20 protein-coding genes are annotated in these 21,958 nt (G+C 57.9%); 13 read left to right on the top strand and 7 right to left on the bottom strand.

The features are described from left to right. Positions 1-82 precede the first annotated feature (82 nt). The 3 genes from ACSEXW_RS06620 to ACSEXW_RS06610 all read left to right on the top strand — a co-directional run bounded on the left by ACSEXW_RS06620 (position 83) and on the right by ACSEXW_RS06610 (position 3,182). Complete coding sequence (locus ACSEXW_RS06620; protein ID WP_438445322.1) at positions 83-940, top strand: phosphotransferase family protein; 858 nt, start codon at positions 83-85, stop codon at positions 938-940. After that, positions 937-1,473 (top strand): histidine phosphatase family protein, encoded by a 537-nt coding sequence (locus tag ACSEXW_RS06615; RefSeq protein ID WP_438445321.1) that lies wholly within the window; start codon positions 937-939, stop codon positions 1,471-1,473. Before ACSEXW_RS06620 ends, ACSEXW_RS06615 begins: the two co-directional genes overlap by 4 nt. A gap of 170 nt (positions 1,474-1,643) precedes the next feature. Next, complete coding sequence (locus ACSEXW_RS06610; RefSeq protein ID WP_438445510.1) at positions 1,644-3,182, top strand: acetate--CoA ligase; 1,539 nt, start codon at positions 1,644-1,646, stop codon at positions 3,180-3,182. Positions 3,183-3,237: 55 nt separating this feature from the next. Here the strand turns inward: ACSEXW_RS06610 and ACSEXW_RS06605 are convergent, their stop codons facing one another. Then, the gene (locus tag ACSEXW_RS06605) at positions 3,238-4,131 is read right to left on the bottom strand and encodes an EFR1 family ferrodoxin (RefSeq protein ID WP_438445320.1); all 894 of its coding nucleotides are present in this window, start codon (positions 4,129-4,131) and stop codon (positions 3,238-3,240) included. Positions 4,132-4,270: 139 nt separating this feature from the next. Then, positions 4,271-4,861, bottom strand: coding sequence for an acetylglutamate kinase (locus ACSEXW_RS06600; RefSeq protein WP_438445319.1), 591 nt, complete (start codon positions 4,859-4,861; stop codon positions 4,271-4,273). 243 nt (positions 4,862-5,104) lie between these two features. Here ACSEXW_RS06600 and ACSEXW_RS06595 point away from each other — a divergent pair, with 243 nt between their 5' ends. The 6 genes from ACSEXW_RS06595 (at position 5,105) to ACSEXW_RS06570 (ending at position 11,945) form a co-directional block, all read left to right on the top strand. After that, entirely contained in the window at positions 5,105-6,037 is a 933-nt protein-coding gene (locus tag ACSEXW_RS06595) for a manganese-dependent inorganic pyrophosphatase (protein WP_438445318.1), read from the top strand. A gap of 113 nt (positions 6,038-6,150) precedes the next feature. Continuing rightward, positions 6,151-8,082 carry a dihydroorotate dehydrogenase gene (locus tag ACSEXW_RS06590; RefSeq protein ID WP_438445317.1) on the top strand — a complete coding sequence of 644 codons (1,932 nt, stop codon included), beginning with the start codon at positions 6,151-6,153 and terminating at the stop codon, positions 8,080-8,082. Positions 8,083-8,173: 91 nt separating this feature from the next. Beyond that, positions 8,174-8,662, top strand: coding sequence for a MarR family winged helix-turn-helix transcriptional regulator (locus tag ACSEXW_RS06585; RefSeq protein ID WP_438445316.1), 489 nt, complete (start codon positions 8,174-8,176; stop codon positions 8,660-8,662). A gap of 83 nt (positions 8,663-8,745) precedes the next feature. Continuing rightward, the gene (locus ACSEXW_RS06580) at positions 8,746-10,161 is read left to right on the top strand and encodes an MFS transporter (RefSeq protein WP_438445509.1); all 1,416 of its coding nucleotides are present in this window, start codon (positions 8,746-8,748) and stop codon (positions 10,159-10,161) included. A 79-nt stretch (positions 10,162-10,240) separates the two neighbouring features. Beyond that, a complete protein-coding gene (locus ACSEXW_RS06575; protein ID WP_438445315.1) occupies positions 10,241-11,605 on the top strand; it encodes an MATE family efflux transporter in 1,365 nt (454 codons plus the stop codon). 43 nt (positions 11,606-11,648) lie between these two features. After that, a complete protein-coding gene (locus ACSEXW_RS06570; protein WP_438445314.1) occupies positions 11,649-11,945 on the top strand; it encodes a DUF6509 family protein in 297 nt (98 codons plus the stop codon). Positions 11,946-11,986: 41 nt separating this feature from the next. Here ACSEXW_RS06570 and ACSEXW_RS06565 read toward each other — a convergent pair whose 3' ends face one another. Continuing rightward, positions 11,987-13,033: a glycoside hydrolase family 88/105 protein gene (locus ACSEXW_RS06565; protein ID WP_438445313.1), complete on the bottom strand. Its 1,047-nt coding sequence runs from the start codon at positions 13,031-13,033 to the stop codon at positions 11,987-11,989. 129 nt (positions 13,034-13,162) lie between these two features. On the opposite strand from ACSEXW_RS06565, the gene ACSEXW_RS06560 reads away from it, so the two are divergent. Then, a complete protein-coding gene (locus ACSEXW_RS06560; RefSeq protein WP_438445312.1) occupies positions 13,163-14,131 on the top strand; it encodes a helix-turn-helix domain-containing protein in 969 nt (322 codons plus the stop codon). Between the two features lie 4 nt (positions 14,132-14,135). On the opposite strand, the gene ACSEXW_RS06555 is transcribed toward ACSEXW_RS06560, so the two are convergent. Then, entirely contained in the window at positions 14,136-16,613 is a 2,478-nt protein-coding gene (locus ACSEXW_RS06555; protein ID WP_438445311.1) for a beta-mannosidase, read from the bottom strand. 122 nt (positions 16,614-16,735) lie between these two features. Between ACSEXW_RS06555 and ACSEXW_RS06550 the strand changes: the two genes are divergently transcribed. Beyond that, entirely contained in the window at positions 16,736-17,617 is an 882-nt protein-coding gene (locus ACSEXW_RS06550; RefSeq protein ID WP_438445310.1) for an AraC family transcriptional regulator, read from the top strand. Positions 17,618-17,702: 85 nt separating this feature from the next. Here ACSEXW_RS06550 and ACSEXW_RS06545 read toward each other — a convergent pair whose 3' ends face one another. After that, positions 17,703-18,626: an ArsR/SmtB family transcription factor gene (locus ACSEXW_RS06545; RefSeq protein WP_438445309.1), complete on the bottom strand. Its 924-nt coding sequence runs from the start codon at positions 18,624-18,626 to the stop codon at positions 17,703-17,705. 209 nt (positions 18,627-18,835) lie between these two features. Here ACSEXW_RS06545 and ACSEXW_RS06540 point away from each other — a divergent pair, with 209 nt between their 5' ends. Then, positions 18,836-19,609, top strand: a complete 774-nt coding sequence (locus ACSEXW_RS06540; protein ID WP_438445308.1) for a Cof-type HAD-IIB family hydrolase — start codon at positions 18,836-18,838, stop codon at positions 19,607-19,609. Between the two features lie 349 nt (positions 19,610-19,958). On the opposite strand, the gene ACSEXW_RS06535 is transcribed toward ACSEXW_RS06540, so the two are convergent. Then, positions 19,959-20,837 carry a transposase gene (locus tag ACSEXW_RS06535; protein WP_438445508.1) on the bottom strand — a complete coding sequence of 293 codons (879 nt, stop codon included), beginning with the start codon at positions 20,835-20,837 and terminating at the stop codon, positions 19,959-19,961. Between the two features lie 144 nt (positions 20,838-20,981). Beyond that, complete coding sequence (locus ACSEXW_RS06530; protein ID WP_438445307.1) at positions 20,982-21,197, bottom strand: hypothetical protein; 216 nt, start codon at positions 21,195-21,197, stop codon at positions 20,982-20,984. A 276-nt stretch (positions 21,198-21,473) separates the two neighbouring features. Between ACSEXW_RS06530 and infC the strand changes: the two genes are divergently transcribed. Then, on the top strand, positions 21,474-21,947 hold the full coding sequence (gene infC / locus ACSEXW_RS06525) for a translation initiation factor IF-3 (protein ID WP_438445507.1): 474 nt from the start codon (positions 21,474-21,476) through the stop codon (positions 21,945-21,947). The last annotated feature ends 11 nt before the right edge of the window (positions 21,948-21,958 follow it).

Raw genomic sequence — 21,958 nt, 5'->3', positions numbered from 1 at the left:
TCACGTCCTGTACGGCGAATAGATGGTGACGAGGCGGTCTGCTCAGCAGTCCGCCCACACCAATGTCGAAGGAATGGACCCTATGACTCTGCATATTGGCGAAAAGATCGGTGAAGGCGGCTGCTCGGAGGTTTATGCGATCGGGGATGGCCGGATCCTGAAGCTGGCGAAGTCGAATACGAGCTTTGAAGCGGCCAGAAAGGAATACCGCAATAACCAGATCGCCTGGGAATGCGGGCTTCCCGTACCGCAGCCTTATCAATTTATTGAAAAGGACGGACGTCCGGGGCTGGTGGTGGAACGTATTGTCGGCGAGACCCTCATGGAGCGGTTCATCCGGCAGATGGCTTCGGACCGTTCCCCTGAGAGGAATGATGCGGACATCAGGCTAACGGCCCAGGTCTTGTGCAGGATTCACCGTATGGAGTCTGTCAGCAGCGATCTGCCAGCTCAGAGAAGCAGCATCAAGTCCGATATCCGAAGAGCTCCGTATCTGCGTTCGGATGAAAAAGATGCCATAATCTCCATCCTTGATTCCTTGCCTCCGAAGCAGATGCTGTGTCATGGCGACCCCAATCCGGGCAACCTGATGATCAGGCCGGACGGCAGCGTGGTGATCCTCGATTGGATGAACGCCTCGATCGGGAATCCGGAAGCGGATCTTGCCGAATATATCCTGATGATCCGCTATGGGGTGCTGCCTTCGTTCCTTCCGGCCGGCATCCTCAATTTCTTCGATTCCATGCGTGAGGAGATCATCGGCGGCTTCATGGACGAATATAGGACCTTAACGGGGATGAGTGATGGCGTAATTGCTCCCTGGCTCGTTCCGATCGCAGCAAGGAAGCTGGCTGCGGACGGCATTCCCGATGAAGAGAAGATGAGGCTGGTCCGGATGATCCGGCAGGGACTGGAAGATAGAGGAGGGGATCGTCCTTGAAGCTCTATATCGTCCGGCACTGTTCAGCCGCAGGACAGGAACCTGCTGCTCCTCTCACAGATAAAGGCCGCGCCCAAGCGGAAGCCTTATGCGAATTTCTGAGCGGACTTCATATAGAAGAGATCTTCTCCAGTCCGTATCTGCGGGCGGTCCAATCCATATCGCCCTTGGCGCAGAAGCTCCGCATGAGCATCCGCACCGACGAACGATTGTCCGAACGGATTCTATGCGGGGAGAATCGTCCGGATTGGTGTGAGATGCTGCGGAACACCTTCCAAGATCTTGACTTGCAATTCGAAGGCGGCGAATCCAGCAGAGCAGCGATGCAGCGGGCCGTATCCGTGATTCGCGAGATAAGTGAAAGCGGACTGAACCGCGCCGTCATCGTCACCCACGGAAACTTGCTGTCTTTACTGCTTCATCATTATGATCGCAGCTACGGCTACGAAGCGTGGGAGGCACTCACCAACCCGGATGTGTACCTTCTGGAAAATACGGGTGAATCGTATAGGGTGGAGCGGGTGTGGAGGTAATCCTCGGCGGGGAAAATGTATCATAAAATTGACACCTTTATTAGTACTAGGTACTAGGATTTAGCCCTATAATGGTCAATAGAAGGATATTACCCGACGAAGGAGCTTGACTTGTGGATACTCAACACCTGATCGAAACCTACCAAGCGCCCGAGCGCTATAATCTGTCTATGGAAATAGAGAAGCACGCATCGGACAAGACCGCCTTGAAGTGGATGGACGAAGCCGGTCATACAGAAGAGATCACTTACAACGGACTGCTGCGGGAAGCGAGCCGGATCGCAGGCGGATTGGCTAGCCTGGGCCTGGCCAAGGGAGACCGGGTCTTGGTCATCATGCCGCGCCTGATCCAGTCTTACGCGCTCTATCTTGCCTGCTTCAAGCTGGGATTGGTGGTAATCCCATCCTCCGAGATGCTTCGTGCCAAGGACCTGAGCTACCGGATCCGTCATGCGGAGGCCCGTGCGGTTATCGCGTTCCCGGCCTTTACAGGAGAGGTGGAGAAGATTGACGACGACACCCCCTCCCTTCAATTCCGCATCACGCTGGATGACAGTCTGAAGGGCTGGCTGTCCCTGGACCGGCTTACGATGAACCAGCCGGACCACTATCCGGCCGTGGACACGCATCGGGACGATATGGCTCTCCTCGCCTATACCTCCGGCACCACAGGCAACCCTAAGGGTGTCGTCCATACCCATGGCTGGGCTTACGCCCACCTCCGGATCACCGCCACTTCCTGGCTGGATATCCGGGAGTCGGACATGGTATGGGCTACGGCTGCACCGGGCTGGCAGAAGTGGATCTGGAGCCCCTTCCTCTCGGTGTTGGGCACCGGCGCCACAGGGTTCGTCTACAGCGGCCGCTTCCAGCCGGAGACCTTCCTGCAGCTTCTCCAGGATCAGAGGATCCGGGTGCTGTGCTGTACGCCTACGGAATACCGGCTGATGGCCAAGACCGACCGTCTGGAGCGTTATGATCTGTCGGCGCTGCGCAGCGCGGTTTCGGCCGGTGAGCCGCTGAACGGCGCGGTCATCGAGGTGTTCCGCCGCTCCTTCAACCTGACGATCCGGGACGGGTACGGCCAGACGGAGAGCACGCTGCTGATTGGAACGCTGAAGGATTCCGCCATGAAGGCCGGCTCCATGGGCCGCGCCACCGCCCATGGGCTGGTGGAGGTTATCGATGGCGAAGGACGTCCGCTGCCCCCTGGTCAAGTGGGAGACATCGGGGTCCACGGCTCCATGCCGGCCTTGTTCCAGACCTACTACAAGGAGCCGGAACGTAAGGCCGCTGCGATGCGCGGCGAATACTTCGTTACGGGCGACCGGGCCCGTAAGGATGAGGACGGCTGCTTCTGGTTCGAAGGCCGAAGCGACGATATTATCATCAGCTCCGGCTACACCATCGGTCCCTTCGAGGTGGAGGATGCGCTCCTGAAGCACGATGCCGTCAAGGAATGTGCGGTGGTCGCCAGTCCGGACGAGATCCGGGGACATGTGGTGAAGGCATTCGTCGTGCTGAAGGAAGCCGACGCTGCATCGGAGGCGCTTGTCCGGGAGCTGCAGGAGCATGTGAAGGAATGGACGGCGCCCTACAAGTACCCGCGCCGGATCGAGTTCGTCGGGGATCTGCCCAAGACCAGCTCGGGCAAGATCCGCCGGGTGGAGCTGCGGGAGGCGGAAGCTGCGGCCTATGCCGGCGTATAGGCTCCCTGGACATGAAGAAGCGGTTGGTGCAGGAACTCTGCCCAACCGCTCTTTTTTATTCCCGATCGAAGAAGTAAGGAATGAAGTGACGGTAGTAACCCCGGCTCTTCGCATGGACGTATTGCCCGTCGTTATGAGGATCACGGGCCAGGCGGTCCAGTGCAGGCCCTCCGGTATAGGGCCGGACAACGCTCGAGGGGAGCCGCTTAGCTTCTATGGCTTCCACCGGGCAGCCATAGACGCAGCGCATGCACCAGATACAATCCGGGCCGAACCGGATTTTCCCGTCCTCCATCCGGATGTTGGACTGGGGGCATTCCCGGGAGCAGCGGCCGCAGGTGCGGCATGCAGCAGTGGCGCGCAGCCCTTTGACCCAATACCGTGCCCCGCGCTCCTCCATCACGTTGACCATACGAAGAAGCTTGGATAGGGCGGGATGGATCGGAAGGCCCTTGGATACTCCCCGAGCGATCTCGTCTGCCGTGCGGTCGGCAAGCCCGATGGAGGCTTGATCCAATTGCTTGTTCATCCGGTCGTCATATCTCATGAAGAAGTTGCAGGGCATGGCGAAGATGGAATCATGGAAGACACGGTATTCCTTCCGATGAAGGATCCGGATGACGGATTCCGAAGCGCCGTGGTTGACATAATGGGGGGAGGAGGCGGTCTTGAATACGAATGCGGGCTTCCCACCGCCGGGGGGCAATTGCTCGGCGAACCGGATGACCAAATCTGTAGCTCCGAAACCCAGAACGGGATGTCCGATGCCGAGGAGCTCCAGGCTGTCGTAGTCGGGTGCTTCAGCGCCCTTCAGAATCCGATCGATCCGGCTCAGGCGGACGGTATGGTTCCGCCGCTCCAAGGCCTCTCCCAGCCTTGCGGCCACCCGTTCCGTATTGCCGGTTCCCGAGAAATAGAAGATTCCCGTCTTCGTTCCAGTAGCGGCCATTCCGAACTCCTCCCTTTTTCTGGATGGCCCCATTATATACCCTTTATCGGAAGGAAGCTGTAGAGCATCTGTGACGATAAGAACGATAAGTCGATCCCTTGTTCCGGCTAGGGCATTACGTCCGCGCGCAGCCGACGCTTCAGTACGTGAATGCTCCCGGGAACTGCCGGATGATGCCCTCCGTCATAACGTCGGCCATCTCCAGCGCCTGAGGTTCAACGCGGTCGTTCGTCGCGACGTTCTCTTCGTAATGTCCCGCGAGACGGGAGGCAACCTCTTGGCTTAGGAGCTCCAGATGCTCGTGCATCATGCGTCTCCAGGCTTCCCGGCTCCAGTGCGGGTTGATGCCGGCCAAGAACGCGGCGATGGCGTCGGCATTCTGAAACCAGCGGTTGCGCGCTTGGGAAGCACCCATGGCGTTGCCGGCCTGAAGCGCATGAACGAGCTCGGCCGCTATGGTGAGATGCTCCCGGAGAAGCGAGGCGAAGCGGCTGGCGATAGCCGGACCATAGAGAGGCCGAAGGGCATCGGCAAAATCCGCAGGGTTGCGGAGCAGGCGTCCCGTGGTGGCCTTCTCGTCCGGAAGCCGGCCGATAATGCTGTTGACGGTCAGCCGGGTCCAATAAATGTGCTGCTCCCACAGGGTGCGCAGCTTTCGGTTCAACTCCACTTGGGACGGTGTCCAGATCCTCGGGCGGACCGGTCTGAACCCCAGATCATATTCATACATGCCGGAAGTCATCTCCTTGTTACGGTATGCTTCAATATATAGGCGGATGTCAGGTTCGGTGCGTAATGGCAACAGAATATAGGGGCGTGATCTCTATAGGTATTGTGTTTGGGGTGAAACTTTTTCGCGGACTAACTGTGTAAAGGAATTGGAATAAGGAGGATTACACGCTATAATCATTAAGGAGGAATTCGCCTGTGACGGCAGTTCCGACCAATAACTCGGATAAGAAGAGGTCTGATCATGGAAAAAACATTGATTTTCGGGCATAAAAACCCCGACACCGACTCCATCTGCTCCGCGCTGATCTATGCGGACCTGAAGACGAAGCTGGGCCAGAACGTGGAGGCCGTCCGTCTGGGCGTCGTCAGCAGCGAGACTCAATTCGTGCTGGACACCTTCAAGGCCGCCGCTCCGCGCCAAGTGGACACCGTAGCCAACGAGACCAAGACCGTCATCCTGGTCGACCATAACGAGCGCCAGCAAAGCGCCAGCGACATCGCCGACGTGCGCGTGGCCGAGGTCATCGACCACCACCGCATCGCCAACTTCGAGACCAGCGGCCCGCTGTACTACCGTGCCGAGCCGGTGGGCTGCACCACCACCATCTTGAACAAAATGTACAAGGAGAACGGCGTGGAGGTTACACCGCAGATCGCAGGACTGATGCTGTCCGCCATCATCTCCGACACCCTTCTCTTGAAGTCCCCGACCTGCACCGAGCAGGACGTGGCTGCAGCCAAGGAGCTGGCCGCCATCGCAGGCGTTGAGCTGGAAGCCTATGGTCTCTCTATGCTGAAGGCCGGCGCGGATCTGAGCGACAAGTCCATTCCGCAGCTCATCTCCCTGGACTCCAAGGAGTTCACCATGAACGGCCGGAAGGTGGAGATCGCCCAAGTGAACGCCGTGGACGTGAACGACGTTCTGTCCCGCCAAGGCGAGCTGGAAGCCGCTCTGAACGGCATTATCGCCGAGAAGGGTCTGGACCTGTTCCTGTTCGTGGTCACCGACATCCTGAACAACGATTCCATTGGCGTTGCGCTGGGCAAGGCAACCGAAGCTGTGGAGAAGGCCTATAACGTGAAGTTGGACGCCAACAAAGCGGTCCTGAAGGGCGTTGTATCCCGCAAATCCCAGATCGTTCCGGTTCTGACCGACGTATTCAACGCGCTGTAAGCCTCTCTCGCTCTTACACCTCTGATCCGCAGCCGCGGGACAGAGGTGTTTTTGATTTCACCTGAGGAAGACCGAGCAAGGCAAAATGTAGACCCGTAAAAGGAGGAGGCTCCATGCCCGACTGGTCCTACCGGACGTTGTTCCGCCCGCTTCTGTTCCGATTGTCCGCGGAAAAGGCGAGAGACCTGACCCTTTCGGTATTCGGTGCGCTGGGGAAGCTGCCTGGCGGCTCCTTCCTGATCCGAACGATGGGACACATGGAAAGCTCCCCGCTTCTGGAGAGTTGGCTGCGCCAAGCGGAGCTTCCTTTCCCCGTCGGACTTAGCGGCAGTGTGGACTCCTGCGCTCGAGCCGCGGATGCGCTGTCCCAGATCGGCTTCGGATTCATCGAGGTGGGTCCGGTAACTCCTGAAGCGCAGCCTTATGTGGATCCGCTCCGACGGGTCGAAACGCAAGAGGCGATTCACAATGCCGATCCTTATGCGAATGCCGGCATCGATCCGGTCTTGGCCGGACTTCGCACATACCGGGGGAGAGCGCCGCTGATGTTCCGGCTGCGTCCTTCCCCCGGAAGCTGGCCGGAGGAGGCCTGCCGGCAGGTGGTCGGAATGGCTGAAGCCGCATCCGGAACGGCTTCCGGCTTTTATCTCGATTGGCTGGATGATCGGTGGAGCCAGCAAGAGACGGCGGAGGGGCTAACCGTCCTGTTGAAGGAGCTGCGCTCCCGCCGGGAAGAGGCGCCGCTTCTGTTATACGTTCCGTTGGATACGCCCGCATCCCGGGTGGGTGAGCTCCTGCAAGCCGTTCCGGCAGAGCTGCTGGATGGAGTCGTGCTGGGGGAGCATTACCGCACGGAGGAGGGATATACCATGTCTCCGGAAGGGAAGGGACGGAGTATCGCCAAGCTCCGGGAGCTTCGGCCGTATCTTCCGGAGCATTTCGCAACCATAGCCTCCGGCGGCGTACACGAACCGAAGGATGCGCTGGAGCTGCTGCAAGCGGGAGCCCGGTATGTTCAATTGAATAGCGGATTGGTCTATTCGGGTCCCGGTCTGCCCAAGCGGGTTAACGAGGCGGTCTTGTATGAATCCCTTCGGAAGGAGCCGGACTGGATCGAGCCTCCGTTCCGGAAGCACTGGGGCTGGATGGTTCTGATGGGGCTCGGTATGATTCTGGGCGGGGTCCTGGCCTGGGTCGTCGCGGCTACTTCGGTGCTCCTGACCTATGACGAAGCATACCTGGGACTGAGTGCTGCGGAGCTTACGAGCCTGCTGCCGCGGGTCAAGGCTTTTATGTCCCACGACCGGATTTCGCTGGCAGGGACGATGATCTCGATCGGCATTCTGTATGGCTTTTTGGGACAATATGGGCTGCGTGCGGAGCTTCATTGGGCCAAGACCACCCTGTTAACCTCCGGTGTGGTGGGGTTCAGCAGCTTTTTCTTGTATCTGGGGTACGGATACTTCGATCCGCTCCATGCCCTGTCAGCACTGCTCTTGCTTCCGTTATTTCTATTGGCGATGAGGGGTGGCGGCACCAGGCCATTCCGAGGACGGCCGGAGCTATCGAACGACAGGTCTTGGCTCCTGGCTCAATGGGGCCAGCTGATGTTCATTCTCCTTGGTGCCGGCTTTGCCACAGGAGGCTTGGTTATTGCCTGGGTCGGCATCACGGGAGTCTTCGTGCCGCAGGATCTGGATTATCTATGCACGACGGCATCCGAGCTGAGCCAAGTGAACGGGCGCTTGCTGCCCTTGATCGCCCATGACCGGGCCGGCTTCGGCGGCGCATTGGTTTCGGATGCACTGGCCGTGCTGGGAACGGCTCTCTGGGGGATCCGGAGGGGAGAGCGCTGGATCTGGTGGATGCTGCTTCTGGCCGGGGCACCGGGCTTCGCCGCCGGCTTCGGCGTTCATTGGAGCATCGGCTATACGGACTTCGTCCATCTGCTGCCGGCCTATTTCGTGGCGATGCTCTACGTTGCAGGGCTGATCCTTCTCTATCCTTATCTCATGCGAAGCAGCCGGACCGACGTTCACCGCTAAAATAAATCCCGCCCCAAATCGCATTGACAATCCAGGGGCGGGGTTTTATAGTGAAATTAGTTAGAGTTCGAACTAAAGGCGGTGATGAAGGATGGGGCAAGACGGATGCCGACCCAAGGGGTTGTTTCCTTGGGAGACGGAAGAGCAGGTCGGCGCTATGGTGAAGCTGGTGCATCATGCCATGCGGCGCAGCATCGAGCAGGTCATCCGGCCGTTGGGCTTGACTCATCAGCAGGGGCAATGCTTGCGGGTATTGACCATGCGGGAGGGCTCCACCCATTCGGAGCTGGAGCATGTCTTGGGCATTGAGAAGCCCAGTGTGACCAGCTTGGTGAACGGGATGGAGAAGAGAGGCTGGGTGGTCCGCCGGCAGCATCCGGAGGATGCCCGGATCAAGCGGATTTATCTGACGGAGCAGGGGGAAGAGCTGGCCGGCCGGGTCATCTGTCAGGTGGATCAGACGAAGCGGAGGCTGCAGGAATCGCTGGAGGCTGCAGAAGCCGCGCAGCTGGTGCAGCTCTTAAAGAAGCTGCTTGCTGCATATGATGGAGACATGAAGCAGGGAAGCCCGAAGACTTAATGCTTGAAGAATTACCCTAGGTTGGCCCTAGGCTGCCCTAATAGTTAGATCTCGAACCATAAGGAGGAGGAAGCATGAGTTCCATGAACCATACGCCCGAAGGAACCGCTGGAGTCGTGAACAACGGTGAAAAACTGTTGAAGATCCTGGTATTCACGCTGATCTTCTCGGTTATGAATGCCTCGATCTTCAATGTGGTGCTGCCGGTCATCGGCAAGGAGTTCCACCTGGCACCGTCCCAGTTGAGCTGGATCTCAACGGGTTACATGATCGTCTACGCCATCGGCTCCGTCACCTACGGCAAGCTGGCGGACCGATACAAGCTGAAGAATCTGTTGACCTTCGGCTTGATCTTCTTCGCCCTAGGGTCCGTGGTAGGACTATCAGCCACCGAATACTGGATGATCATCCTGGGCCGGGTGCTGCAGGCTGCCGGCGCATCGGTCATCCCTGCCACCGGCATGATCATTCCGGTGCGGTATTTTCCGCCGGAACGGCGGGGGAGAGCGCTGGGAACCTCGGCTATCGGCCTTGCGCTGGGCGCCGCCATGGCCCCTATCGTCTCCGGCCTGGTGACCGGCTTCGCCAGTTGGCGCTTCCTGTTCCTGATCTCGCTCCTGCCGCTCTTGACCCTGCCCTTCTACCGGAAGTATCTGGATGACGAGGCAGGCCAGGCCAAGTCCATCGACTTCGTGGGAGGGGGGCTTCTGGCAGGCGCCGTCGCCCTGGCCTTGATGGCCATTACCCAGAGCAATGGCTTCTATCTGATCGGAGCCGTGCTGCTGGCGCTGCTGCTCGTCCTCCGGCTCCGGACGGCGAAGGAGCCCTTCATCGACCCGCAGCTGTTCCGGAACCGCAGTTACTCCCTCGGACTCCTGATCGCCTTCCTGGCGACCTCGCTCAGCTTCGGAATGCCCTTCATCACGCCGCAGTTTCTGAGCAAGCTGAACGGCCTGAGTCCGCTGGCGACGGGCTTCGCCATGTTTCCTGCAGCGCTGGTCACCGCCATCATGGGGCGCCGGGGAGGCCGGCTGGCGGATACGCGGGGCAATGCCTTCCTCGTCACCATAGCCGCAGCTCTGCTGTTCCTGTGCTTCGCGGGTCTGTCCACGGCCGTTGGCGCAGCCGTCCTCTGGACCTCCTTCTTCCTGATCCTGGGCAATGTGGGCCAGTCCTTCATGCAGATCTCCATGTCCAACGCGGTGTCCCGCACGCTGCCGCGGGAACAGACCGGAGTAGGCATGGGCTTCTTCTCCATGCTGAACTTCATCTCCGGTGCGACCGCCACCAGTCTGATCGGTAAGGTCCTGGACTTCCAGTCGCCATCGCTGCGGCTGAATCCTTTTGTCAGCCCGGAGGGGGCCTATATTTACAGCAATATCTTCGTCGTGCTCGGACTTCTTACCGTGGCAGTTGCGGTTCTGTACCATCTTCTGTTCGGCGCGCGAGCACGTGCCAGCACTGCGACTCCGGCTCCGGCCAAGGAGGTTCGAGGTTGACAGTACGGCCTATGTGCCACATACTGGGACGGTAGCGGCACGAAGCCGTATCATCGATTAATGCGGAGGATCTACCATCATGAATTGGGCCCGACACTGGAGACTTATTCTTTCCTTGGCCATTCCATCCATCGTCTCCTTTGCCATGCAGACGCTGTCCGGCACGCTGAATCTGATCATTGTCGGGGGACTCGGTGCCACCGTCATCGCCATCGTCGGCGTGTCGAATATTATCATGTACAACGCCTGGGCGCTGTTCTCGGGCATCGGGCATACCGTCAATTACCTCGTCGCCCAGAATTACGGGGCCCACGATATGAAGAAGGGCATCGAGCGCACCTCCGTGGCCCTTACCGTCACGGCCGGGATGTCCCTGGTCATCCTGCTGGCCGGACTTCTGTTCGCCGGTGATATCCTGCGGCTTGTAGGGGGAGAGGCTTCCAGCGGGCTGGCTGCGGGGGGCGAATATCTTGAGATCCGCTTCTTCGCGATGGCCTGCGGCATCCTGAACTTCGTCTTCCACGGCTTCTTCCGGGGCATCGGGGATACGAAGACACCCATGCTGCTGTCTCTCGTCTCGAATCTGCTGATGGTGACCTTCACCTATGCTTGGACCTACGGCAAGCTGGGTTTTGCGGAGTATGGGCTTCCGGGTGCGGGCTGGGCCTTCTTCCTGGGGGAGGCCGTAGGCCTGCTGGGCTGTCTCTACTTCTACTTCATCCGGCTGCATCGGAAATACGAGACGCGCTCCCGCATCTTAGGCTGGAACCGTACGGAAGCCGCCTTGATCTTGAAGGAAAGCGGCAAGCTGGGAGCGCAGGAATTCGCGCTCAGCATCTCCATGCTGCTCTTCACGCTGTTTGTGGCCGTGCTGGGTGAGGAGGCCTTGGCAGCCAACGAGGTGGCCTTGAATGTCATGTCGCTGGGCTTCATGCCGGCCTTCGCCTTCGGGGCCACAGCCACCATCCTGGTGGGGCAGCGGATCGGCGAGGGCAAGCCCATGGAAGCACGGAGGCTCGGCACCGATACGGCCGTGCTGGGAAGCATTTTTCTCCTAGCCGTCGGGACCGTCGAATTTTTCTTAGCCGAGCCCATCGCCCGGATCTATACGAAGGATCCTTTTGTGTACGAGATGGCCGGAGAACTGATCATGATCTCGGCGTTCCTGCAGCTCTTCGACGGCTTGTTGAATTTCTTCGCAGGCGGCCTCCGGGGAACGGGGGACACCTCTTTTCTCTTGGTGACCAGCCTCATTATGGGCTTCGCCGTGTTCGTGCCGCTGTCGTACCTCTCCATCTTCGTGCTGGAATGGGGGAACGTAGGGGCGTGGGTGTCCTTATACTCGTTCCTGGTCCTGTTCGGTCTGACGGTTATGTTCCGGTTCTACCGGACAAACTGGATGCAGGTCAAAGTGAAGGAAGCCGGAGCGGCAGCCGGCCATTAAGGTTATTGAGCATCATGGATGCAGATAGGAAGGAGGATTCGATATGTTCGCCATTACCGCATACAGCGTAGAATGGGTGAAGGACCCGTTCGGCATCATCCCCGGCAAAAGATACGAGTTCAACCTGGATATTGAACCCGACGAGGAGGACGAACTCTTTTCCGAAGGAGGAATTGCGCTCCGGGTCATCTACGGGGTGGAGGAATCGAAGCAGGGAATTGTGAAGTATGAGTTTCAGGAGAAAGACACCGGCAAATATCTGGACTTCGAGATGGAGGCCGGCGAAGCCGAAGCCGTGGATGCCTTCTGCAGAGAGCATGTGGGCGAAGCGGAGGAATAAGGGAAGAGTCCTCGTACATCCGGTACGAGGACTCTTTTTCTTTACTTTTGTGCTTCGGCCAGCAGCATGAGGACCAGGCCTTGTCCGTATTGGGTCGGGTAGCAGGGGATATCGTTGTATGCTTCCATGCTGGGCATCACGGGAGTGCCTCCGGACACACCGGTAACCTCGCCGTCCGGACGGATCTTGGATAGAACGCCCTTCAGCGCTTTGCCGGCGGCGGGGAGAAGGGATTCCGGAAGCAGTCCGGCTCGGACTCCCTTCAGAATGCCGCATGCGATGCCGGCGCTTCCGGAGGTCTCTTGGTAGAAGCGGGGCTGGTTCATGACCGTCGCCCACAGGCCGTTCTGCTGCTGGAAGCCTGCCAAGCCTTCCATCATGCGGGTGTAACGACCCGTTACGGCTGCAGGAATATCGGTTAGTCCCTTCACCTCTTCCAGGATCATCGGGGTGCCGACGGCGATCCAAGCGTTGGCCCGGGTCCATAGAGCCGAGGACATGTGATTCTGCTCCATACAGCTCCAACCATGGTACAGGACCCCGGACTTCGGCTCCTGCAGAAGTCTCAGATGGACTTCCAGCTGGTTTACGGCCTCGGCGGCATATAGGGCTTCACCGGTTTGCTTCGCCAGGCGCGCCAGCAGGAGGACGGCCATGAAGATGGTATCCGCCCATACCTGCTCCGGGAAGCTGGCGTTCTCGGTTACGGTGTGCTCTAAGGCTCCCTCTCTTGTTCGTGGAGCCTCCTTCAGAATCCATTCGCCGATCCGAACGGCTGCTTCCAGATAGAGGGGGTCCTTGGAATGCCGGAATAAGGCAGGGAAAATGGCAAAGGGTGCCATGGAATTGATCACCTTCATCTTCTCCGACTTCGCCAGATTGTTCTTGGCCCATTGCTCCAGGAAGCCCATGACATCCTCCCGCTTCGATTGTTCATAATACTCCAATATGGAGATCACCCCGACACCCGGTACCCAATCCCAGTAATCCAGGTTCAGCCCCCAGTCCTCCCCATGGCCTGCCTTCATCCTGCTGTAGACATTATGTGCTTGCTGTTTCAAGATTTCTTGCGAAATATGAGCGATCATGATAGGATCCTCCCCCAAGGTTTGATATACTTCTACTATAAGACCGACAGCATCGGGAATCTTGGCTGATTCTCTACAAATCATTGGGGTATTGTGTACAATATCGGCGTGATGAAGGAGGGGGAGGGAGTGGAGCGAATAGAGGGGAAGGCGGAAGAAGCCGAAGCCAGCGGACTCGGATTCCAAGGGCTTGATCCCGGCGAGAGCTGGGTGGACACGACGACCAACCGCGCCCTGACGGAATTCCCGGTCCATTGTGCCTTCCGGACCTATCCGATCCGGCAGCCGAGCCTCCATTCCCACCAAGGCTATGAGTGGTATTTATGCCTGTCGGGCTCCGGTGTATTCGTCGCAGGGGGGAAGGTTCATGAGATTGGGCCGGGGGTTCTGATCATCGTGAAGCCCATGGCGCTGCACCTGCCCCGTTCGGCCGAAGAGGAGCCGTTTCACCGCTATGTCCTAGGCATAGACGGGGGCCTGATGGACGCTCTGGGCTCTTATCATGGGAGCGGCGATGCCGCGGAATGGATCCGCCGCTGGCTTCCCGGAGCCGGGGCGGATTCGGTCCGCTGGCAGCTGAATGCCAGGCAGCTGCTAAGCCTGCAGGAGATCCTGGCCCGGCTGGAGAAGGAGATCGGCGAGAAGCGAGGCGGGTATGAGCTGGCGGCACAGGGTCTGCTCCTGCAGATGTTCGTGGCGCTGGGCCGTCAAGAAACGGAAGCGGTCCCCGCCGAGCCTACAGGCGGGGACCGCGACCGCAAGAAGCTGGCGGAAGGGGTATTGGGATATCTAACGGAGAATTACAGGGAGGCGGTCCATTCATCGGATCTGTGCAGAAGGTTTCACCTGTCCCGATCCTATCTGCATCGAATCTTCAAGCAGGAGACCGGGGTATCCATTCACGAGTTTCTGATCGCCTATCGGGTCAACAAGGCCAAGGAGCTGCTGAAGAGCACTGCCGATCCCCTGGCTGAGATTGCCGCTGCGGCCGGCTTCCAGGATCTGTCCCACTTCTGCCACATGTTCAAACGGCTGTCCGGCATGACACCCGGACAATACCGGAGCGCTGCCGCTCCCGCGTCCCCATCCGAAGGCTGAAGCTTCAGGACCATTGATAGAGGGACTGTACCGTCAGCTGCCGCCGGAGCTCTTCCAGTTCAAGCGGGGCGCTCAACCGTTCCTTCGCCAGAAGTACGGTAACCGGAACGCCGGCCGACAGGTCGAAGCTGTTGTCGCTGAACACACCGTCGGCTTCCGTGAGCTCCAAGGTCACATACTTGGCGAAGGATCCGGACCGGAGCGTGATTGCGAAGGCGTCCTGCTGCTCAGCGATCTCCGTTATGATAGACGGATCCTCGAATTCGAAGTGCTTGGGCTTCGTGAACAATACCGTTGCCCGGCTGATCTCTTGGCCGCCGATGTCCAGCGCATATTCCAGGTAAAGTCTTCGGTTCGCACCCTTGGCCTTCAAGTCATCCGAGAAATCCAGACCGGTGCACATCTGTGCCTGCAGCGCAGGAACCGTGACATCCAGGCTGCTCTCCTTCAGCACCTGACCCGAACGGTCCTTCAGCCACCAGGACACGGTGCCAGTGACTGGAGAGAGGGTATCGTTCGTCAGATGGAGCTCCACCTTGGGGCCTTCGTCCTTGGCCGAGAGCAGCACCGGCGCATAGAACCGCTTCGCGAAATAATGAAGCGCCTTCCACCGTCCGAAGTTGTCCATACTCGACCAGGAGGCTACGGGCCAGCAGTCGTTCAGCTGCCAATAGATGGAGCCCATGCAGCGGCCCCGGTTGCGGCGCCAATGCTCGACGCCGTACTTAATGGCTTCGGCCTGCAGCATTTGGGAGCTGTACAGGAGAGAGTCGAAGTCCTTCGGATACTTCAGGTTATCCGACAGATAATACAGAATTTTGCCGTTGGCGGCCTTGTTCTTCTGGTGGCGTTCCATCACGTAGGAGAAGATGTTCCGGTCCTCCGGCAGGGTGAAGGTGCGGACGGTCTTCGGTGACGGGAAGGACTGGAAGCCGAACTCGGAACAGAAGCGGAAGTGGTGCTTCCGGTATTCGGTGAAGGGCTTCTGTCCGTGCCACACCTCCCAATAGTGAACGTCGCCCCGGTTCTCGTCGTTCGGCTGGTCGAAGCTGCCGCCGGAGGAGGGGGAGGACGGCCAGTAGTCCCGGTCGGGATCGTACCGCTTCACTACATCGGCCAGAAGGATCTCGAACTGCTTCAGATAATCGGTCCGAAGCTTCGGGGTTTTGCCGGGTATGTCCCAGCTGACCCAGGCCTCCTCCATCTCGTTGTTGCCGCACCAGAGAGCCAGGCTGGCGTGATGCCGGAGCCTCTTGATGTTGTCGATAGCCTCCTGTCGGATGTTCTCGGAAAACGCGTCATTCATTTCATAGAAGGCGCAGGCGAACATGAAGTCCTGCCAGACGATCAAGCCATAGCGGTCGCACCGGTCATAAAAATCATCCGACGGATAGATTCCCCCGCCCCACACCCGGACACAGTTGAAGTTGGCCTCCAGGCAGTCCCGGAGGAGCCGGTCTGTCTGCTGCGGCTTCACGCGGGACAGGATGTTGTCCTCGGGAATATAATTGGCGCCCTGGATGAAGATGGGGATCCCGTTGATCTCGAAGGCGAAGCCTTCCCCCCATTCATCCTTCTCGCGCTTTACTCGAAGGGTGCGCAGACCGATGGTGAAGGATTTGGAGTCCAGTAGGGTCCCATTCCTCTCCAGGCGGACCGTCAGCTCATACAGCGGCTGCTTGCCATAGCCGTTGGGCCACCAGAGCTCGGGATCGTTGACCACCCATTGGAAATCAACGGTCCTATGCCCCGCCTCCACGCGGCGGGATTCCCGGTGAAGGACGGTGCCGTCAGGTGCTGTGAACGTAAGGGCGGCATCGACGGGGGACCCAGGCTCTGCCCATACGTCTGCGGCAACTTCAGCACTCACCGTGACGGTGCCTTGGGTATGCTGCTGGCGGACCCGTACATCCTCCAGCCGTCCGATGTGGTAGGCGGCCAGGGAGATCGGGCGCCAAATGCCCAGATCCGGCAGCTGAGGGCCCCAGTCCCAGCCGAACATGGAGTGGCCCTTGCGCAGATGATTGAATCCGCTTACGGCGTCGTCCGCTCCCCATATGGGATTGTCCGCATGCTTGACGGCTGCATAACGGGTGGGGGAGCGCAGGATGATCCGCAGCTCGTTAGATCCGGATTGCAGCAGGTGCCGCACCTCCCATTCGTAGGTCCGGTGCATGTTGTCCGTGGAGGCGACATGTGTACCGTTTAGGTAGAGCTCAGCCAAGGTGTCCAGTCCTTCGCACCGGAGCAGCAGCCGGTCGGCTGCCAGCATGTCCGGTTCGGCCTCGAACGTGCGGATGTACTCATAGTCCTCATCGCATAAGGCCAAGGCGGCGTCTTCATTGTCCCGGTAGAACGGGTCCTCCATCCGGCCGGCCCGGAGCAGATCCGCATATACGGAGCCCGGCACCGCCGCATCAAGCCAATCGGAGTCGCCGATGCGGCGCATGCTCCATGCTCCGCCCAAATCCAGCTTTATCATCCTTAGAACACTCCTTATCGGAAGATCGGTTCATGTCGTTCCTCATCATGGTAAGCCGATCCGGCCGAAAAAGAATGACGCTTTTTTGGGTACCAGTTACCACTTTTCGGGAGGTGTGTCCGATGACCAAGTATCCGTTTGACTTAACCGACTACGGGCTGAAAAATCCTTCGTTCCCGCTGACTGTGGATATTCACAAGGTGGAGAAGTTTCCGGCGCACCGGCATGATTTTTTGGAGGTATCCCTGGTGATCGAGGGTGGTGGGGAGGAGACGGTCAACGGCAGAGTGCACGCCATGCATCCGGGAACGCTGACGCTGGTGCTGCCCTACCAGATCCATGAGCTTCGATGCAGCCCGGGAACACCCATGCGGCTCTACAACATCATGTTCAGCGCCGAGCTGCTGGGCGGAGGTATGGGACTTCTCGAGGGTCTTCGCGAGCGGTTGCTGAGCGGAGAGGACATCCGCCAGAGCTTCCTACAGCTCACGAGGGAGCAGGCTGATCCCTTGGAGCGTATATTCGCAGAGATGCATGCGGAGTATGGAAAAGACGGGGAGCCCTGGAAGAACGGACTCCTATACGCCAAGCTGGTGGAGCTGATGGTTCGGGTGGACCGGCTTCGCGAAGGAGCCGCCGGGGCAGGGGAAGCTCCGGGACATCCGAAGGCCGACGCGCCCGACCGAATTTGGCAGGTCATCCGGCACATGCACACGCATTACCGTGATCCGCTGACGTTGGCAGGGCTGGCATCGGTGTTCCACTTTAATGCTTCTTATCTGAGCGAGCAGATCAAGAAGCACACCGGCAAAAACTTCGTCGGCATGCTTCACGAAATCCGGCTTCGACACGCCGGCTCCCTGCTGGCCGGAACGGATATGACCGTGTCCGCCGTCGCCTATGAGGTCGGATACGGATCGGCCAAGACACTCTTCCAAGCCTTCGTCAAGTACAGGGGCATGACTCCGGGAGAATTCCGCAGCCTGTGGAAGCCCCGCTCATAAACCTCTGACATCTCCTTATGTCCGGTTTCGCCGCAGTGCTTGAAGGAGGTGGGATCCCGTGCTCCACAACAACAAAAAACCCGGATTATCCCGGGTTGGAGAGCTTGCTGTAGAAGAGCTTGAATACGATGTCCTGGGGATAGTTGCCGAAGGCGCTCCCGTAGAGGGTCAATCCGCCGATATGGGCGGCATCCTTCAGGACAGCCATGCGGAAGGTCCATTGGCGCTGGCGAATGTCCACCTGGTCCAGGGTGACGTTGGACAGCTTCATCCCGTCCATATGGGTGCCGTCCGGTGTTATGGTCAGCCGCTTCAGAAGGCCGTATTGATTCACGTCCTTGGACCACCAGCCGGGATTCAGCCTTCCCGGGTTGCCCCCGAAGTCACCAGGTGAAGTCCAGGTGCCGATAGGGACGCCGTTCAGGAAAAAGGAGATGTCCGAGGGCCAGTCGTTGTTGGTGTTGGGTGCTTCGGAAGAGATCTCCATGGAGATCTCAAGCTCCTCCGGTTTCTCACTGTTCATCAGATAATTGGGGATCTTGTATTCGATGTAGCCCTCGCCGAACCAGAGAATCTTGGCATTGACTCGATCCGGGTCGAGGAAGTAACGGGGATCGTCGAACATGCCGATAATCCGGTCGGGTGTGCAGATCCCACAGGTAGGCAGAATGTCGAAATCGGTGTAATGCCCGATGGATACCTCCATCCGGTGATATTCCCGCTTGGCGGCCTGCTTCGAGGGGAAGAGGATCTCGATTCGGTCGGTATGCAGGGAGCATATTTTCTGGGCGGCTCCTCCCTTGCTTGGGACCATAGAGGAGGTTATGATACCGGCCTTCTCCAGCTTACGGACATGCATGGTCATAATGGCGCTCGACAGCTTCAAGGCTTCCGCCAGTTCCCGGATATTCATGGATTTCTCGGACAAAAGATGGATGATCTGGATGCGGACATGGCTGGCCAGCGCTTCATAGACCGGCAAGGATTCTTCGGACAGATCGATTATCAAGCTGTATCACCCGGTAAGATCGAATTTATACCTTTCACTATACGTGATACGGATATGTTAGGCAAGTTCAGTTGCGTTTTGTTGCGTTTTTCTGCGCGTAGATGCTGTTTTTTCGTCGAGTTTGCGTTATAATTAGGCTCATCGGAACAATTTCAGAGAGAAGCCGTCCGGAGTGGGATGCTGGTCGGCAGGATGGGAGAGGAACTGAGATGAGGTATAAGATTGCGTTTTTTGATATCGACGGCACACTGGTCAACGAGTCCAAGATCGTTCCGGAGGATGCCGCGGCAGCCATCCGCGAGCTGAAGGCCCGGGGGATCGAGCCGGTTATTGCAACCGGACGGGCACCATATTTTATTCGGAAGCTGGCAGCGGAGCTGGGAATAGATTCTTATGTTTGTTTGAACGGCGCCATTGCGGTATATCGCGGGAAGACCATGTATAAACGGATCATGTCCAAAGAGAGCATCGAGCAGCTGGTTCGATTGGCGGGAGAGCACGGGCATTCGCTGGTATTCCAAGGCGAGCACGCGTATTATACGGATGCGGAGGATCAGTTTGTGGCCTCCTCGGTTAATTCCTTGAAGGTGAACATGCCGGGGTATGATCCGGATTTTTGGAAGAGCAATGAAATCTTCCAGATGTTCCTGCATTGTGAAAGCGTAGATGAGGAGAAGTATCAGAGCCTGCCGGGGTTGAAGCTGATCCGTTGGCATCCTCATGCGATGGATGTGCTGCCGGAGGATGGCTCCAAGGCGCAGGGTATTGCCGCGCTTCTCGAGAAGCTTGGGTATACGGCGCATGATGCGGTTGCATTCGGTGATGGCTTGAACGATAAGGAAATGCTGGAGTATGTGGGCTTCGGGATCGCCATGGGCAATGCCCACGAGGAGCTTCTGCCCTATGCGGATTACGTCACCACCCACGTGGACGAAGGCGGAATCCGCAACGGACTGGTTGCAGCAGGGCTGTTGGAAGAATAAGTGAATACGTATAATAGAGCTAGAGCCGGCTGCCTATGAGGAGCCGGCTATTTCTGTTGGCATGGAGGCCGGAGGGGGGGCGTAGTGGTGGGAGGCGATGGGGATGTGAAAGGGACAGGTTGGGTTGGGGAGGGGAGGGCTGGTACTCCTGCCGAAACCTTCTGACCATTATCCCACTCGCTCAGGAAAAATGGATTGTAAATATGGAGACCAATGAAGAGATTACCTGTACCCAAAAGAGAAGTTGGCTAGTCAACTTGTTGAGGGACGTTACTTGTTTGCCAGGCCAGAATCAGGGATGAGGGGACCACTAAGATGACACGGTGTGAGGTAAGAAAGTGCAGCATGCCTATACCGCCGTTCGGTATTTGAGCGAAATCTCATGCTTCGAAATGGCAGGCTTGGTCGTAAGGGTTCGGTAGGTAATCGTGCCGAAAGCGGCGCAGATATAACTTAATCTGGAGAAGATGGGGGCGGAGCATAGTGCTAGATTAGTGCGGCAGCAGAACTCATCGAGGTAGGTCTGCAAGTGTTTCTTGCCGATTCCGCGGAAAGTTTGGTTCAGCCAAAGACATGCTTCGCGAAACAGAGGACGGGCGATCTTCGTTCGAATTGGAGCGAATCGCAGGAGTTGGATGGAGCAGGAACGCCTCGAAAGTGCGCTGACATAGTCCCGTATGAAGGAGTGGGCGGCGATGGGGAGAATTTGCCGGCCTTGCATCCATTCCGTCGGCACAGTCCGAAACATGATCCGGGACGGTTGGTCATCCGATACGACGGCACCAACCACAACAGGAGATTCCTCGGGATGCTGGAAAACCGTTGAATTGTGTGGTCTTCCATAACAGGCGTCGTGAATGACCACTTGTCCATGGAGAGGCTCCTCGGCCTCGGCACGTCCCATGGCATAGCGAATCTTATGGAGCATGCTCCAAGCCGTCTTGTAAGTAACATGGAGAATGCGGCAGAGGGTTAAAGCGCTTATGCCGTGCTCGGGATCCGAGACGAGCTGAATGGCATGGAACCACTTTACCAGAGATGTGCGGCTGCCTTCCATAACCGTTCCGGCCAGGAGAGAGGTCTGATGCTTACAGCAACTGCATTCGTATAAGGGAAGCTTGCGCGTGGAAATGGTGTAAGCATGCCAGTGCCCGCACGCTGGACAAGAAAATCCATGGGGCCACTTGTGACAGTATAGATACTGGATGCACTCAGTCTCCGTCTTCACTACTGACGTTATCTGTTCAAAAGGGAAGCTCAAGGACTGCACCTCCTGTGGTCACAAGTGAGTAGGTGGGCAAATAGTCAAAATGAGATAGGGTAGGGAACTAACGTTCTTATATTCATAGAATACCAAACAAATGTTCCTATTTCAAGCACGTTTTTCTATTTCTTTTTTTTCCTGAGTGAAGGGGATAGTGGTCAGAAGCGGCGTGGAGAGAGAACACACCCCCCAACCCACCGGAACATAAAGCAAATGTTGCATCAAACAACCATACCGGCCGGCGCCGTCCCCTTGGGGCCACATGGCGGTAACACCTTTTACGGAGGGGTCATGGATGTCAACCGCTTCGATAATCCTCTCCATCCTTCGCGCCTCCTCGAAATATTCCCGATGTATTCTCGTTGTAGCTCGCTAACGGATATCAATCTAGTGTAAAATTAGTGAAAAAACGTTTCAAAAAACTGGGAAGCGGACGCCGGCCATATCCTCCAAAATATACGCTTCAGCAATTGACCCATGTGCTGGGATTGACCATAGAGCCCGTCTCGAAGGCTCTCCGGGGACGGGGGATCAGGGGAGAGTTCGTTCAAGTATGACAACTAGCAAGCCAAACCAAGGATAAGGAGCAATAATCGAATGATCATCATGAACGAGAAAATCAAGGCCTCCGAGGTTCAAGTCACCGGACTGGAAGGCGAGGATCTGGGCGTCATGCGGACGGCAGAGGCGCTGGCTTTGGCCAAAAAGCTGAAGGTGGATCTGGTATGCACCTCCCTGTTCAGCAGCCCGCCGCCCTGCAAGCTCATTGGCGCCGGAGCGGCCAAGCAGGAGGCTCAGCAAGCCCGCAAGCAGGAGCGGGCGCCCAAGGTAAAGGAGATTCGCCTGACTCCGCAGATTGAGGATCATGACTATGAGACGAAGAAGTCTCAGGCGGAGAGAATCCTGGATGGAGGAGATGCCGTTCTTCTGGCCGTCTCGGTTAAAGGAAAAGAAGGAGACCGTGCCAAGAAGCTTCTGGAAGGGCTGGTGAAGGAGCTGGCGCATGCTGGCCGTCCCCGGACCGGAATTCAGCTCAGCGGCAAGCAGGCAGCCGTTCAACTGGACCCGAAATAACCGCGTCGGAC

Source organism: Oryzibacillus soli (assembly GCF_051594765.1).
Classification (GTDB): Bacteria; Bacillota; Bacilli; order Paenibacillales; family NBRC-103111; genus Paenibacillus_AR.
The sequence above is the reverse complement of the archived record's forward strand: the minus strand, read 5'-3'. Positions and strand labels throughout refer to the sequence as shown.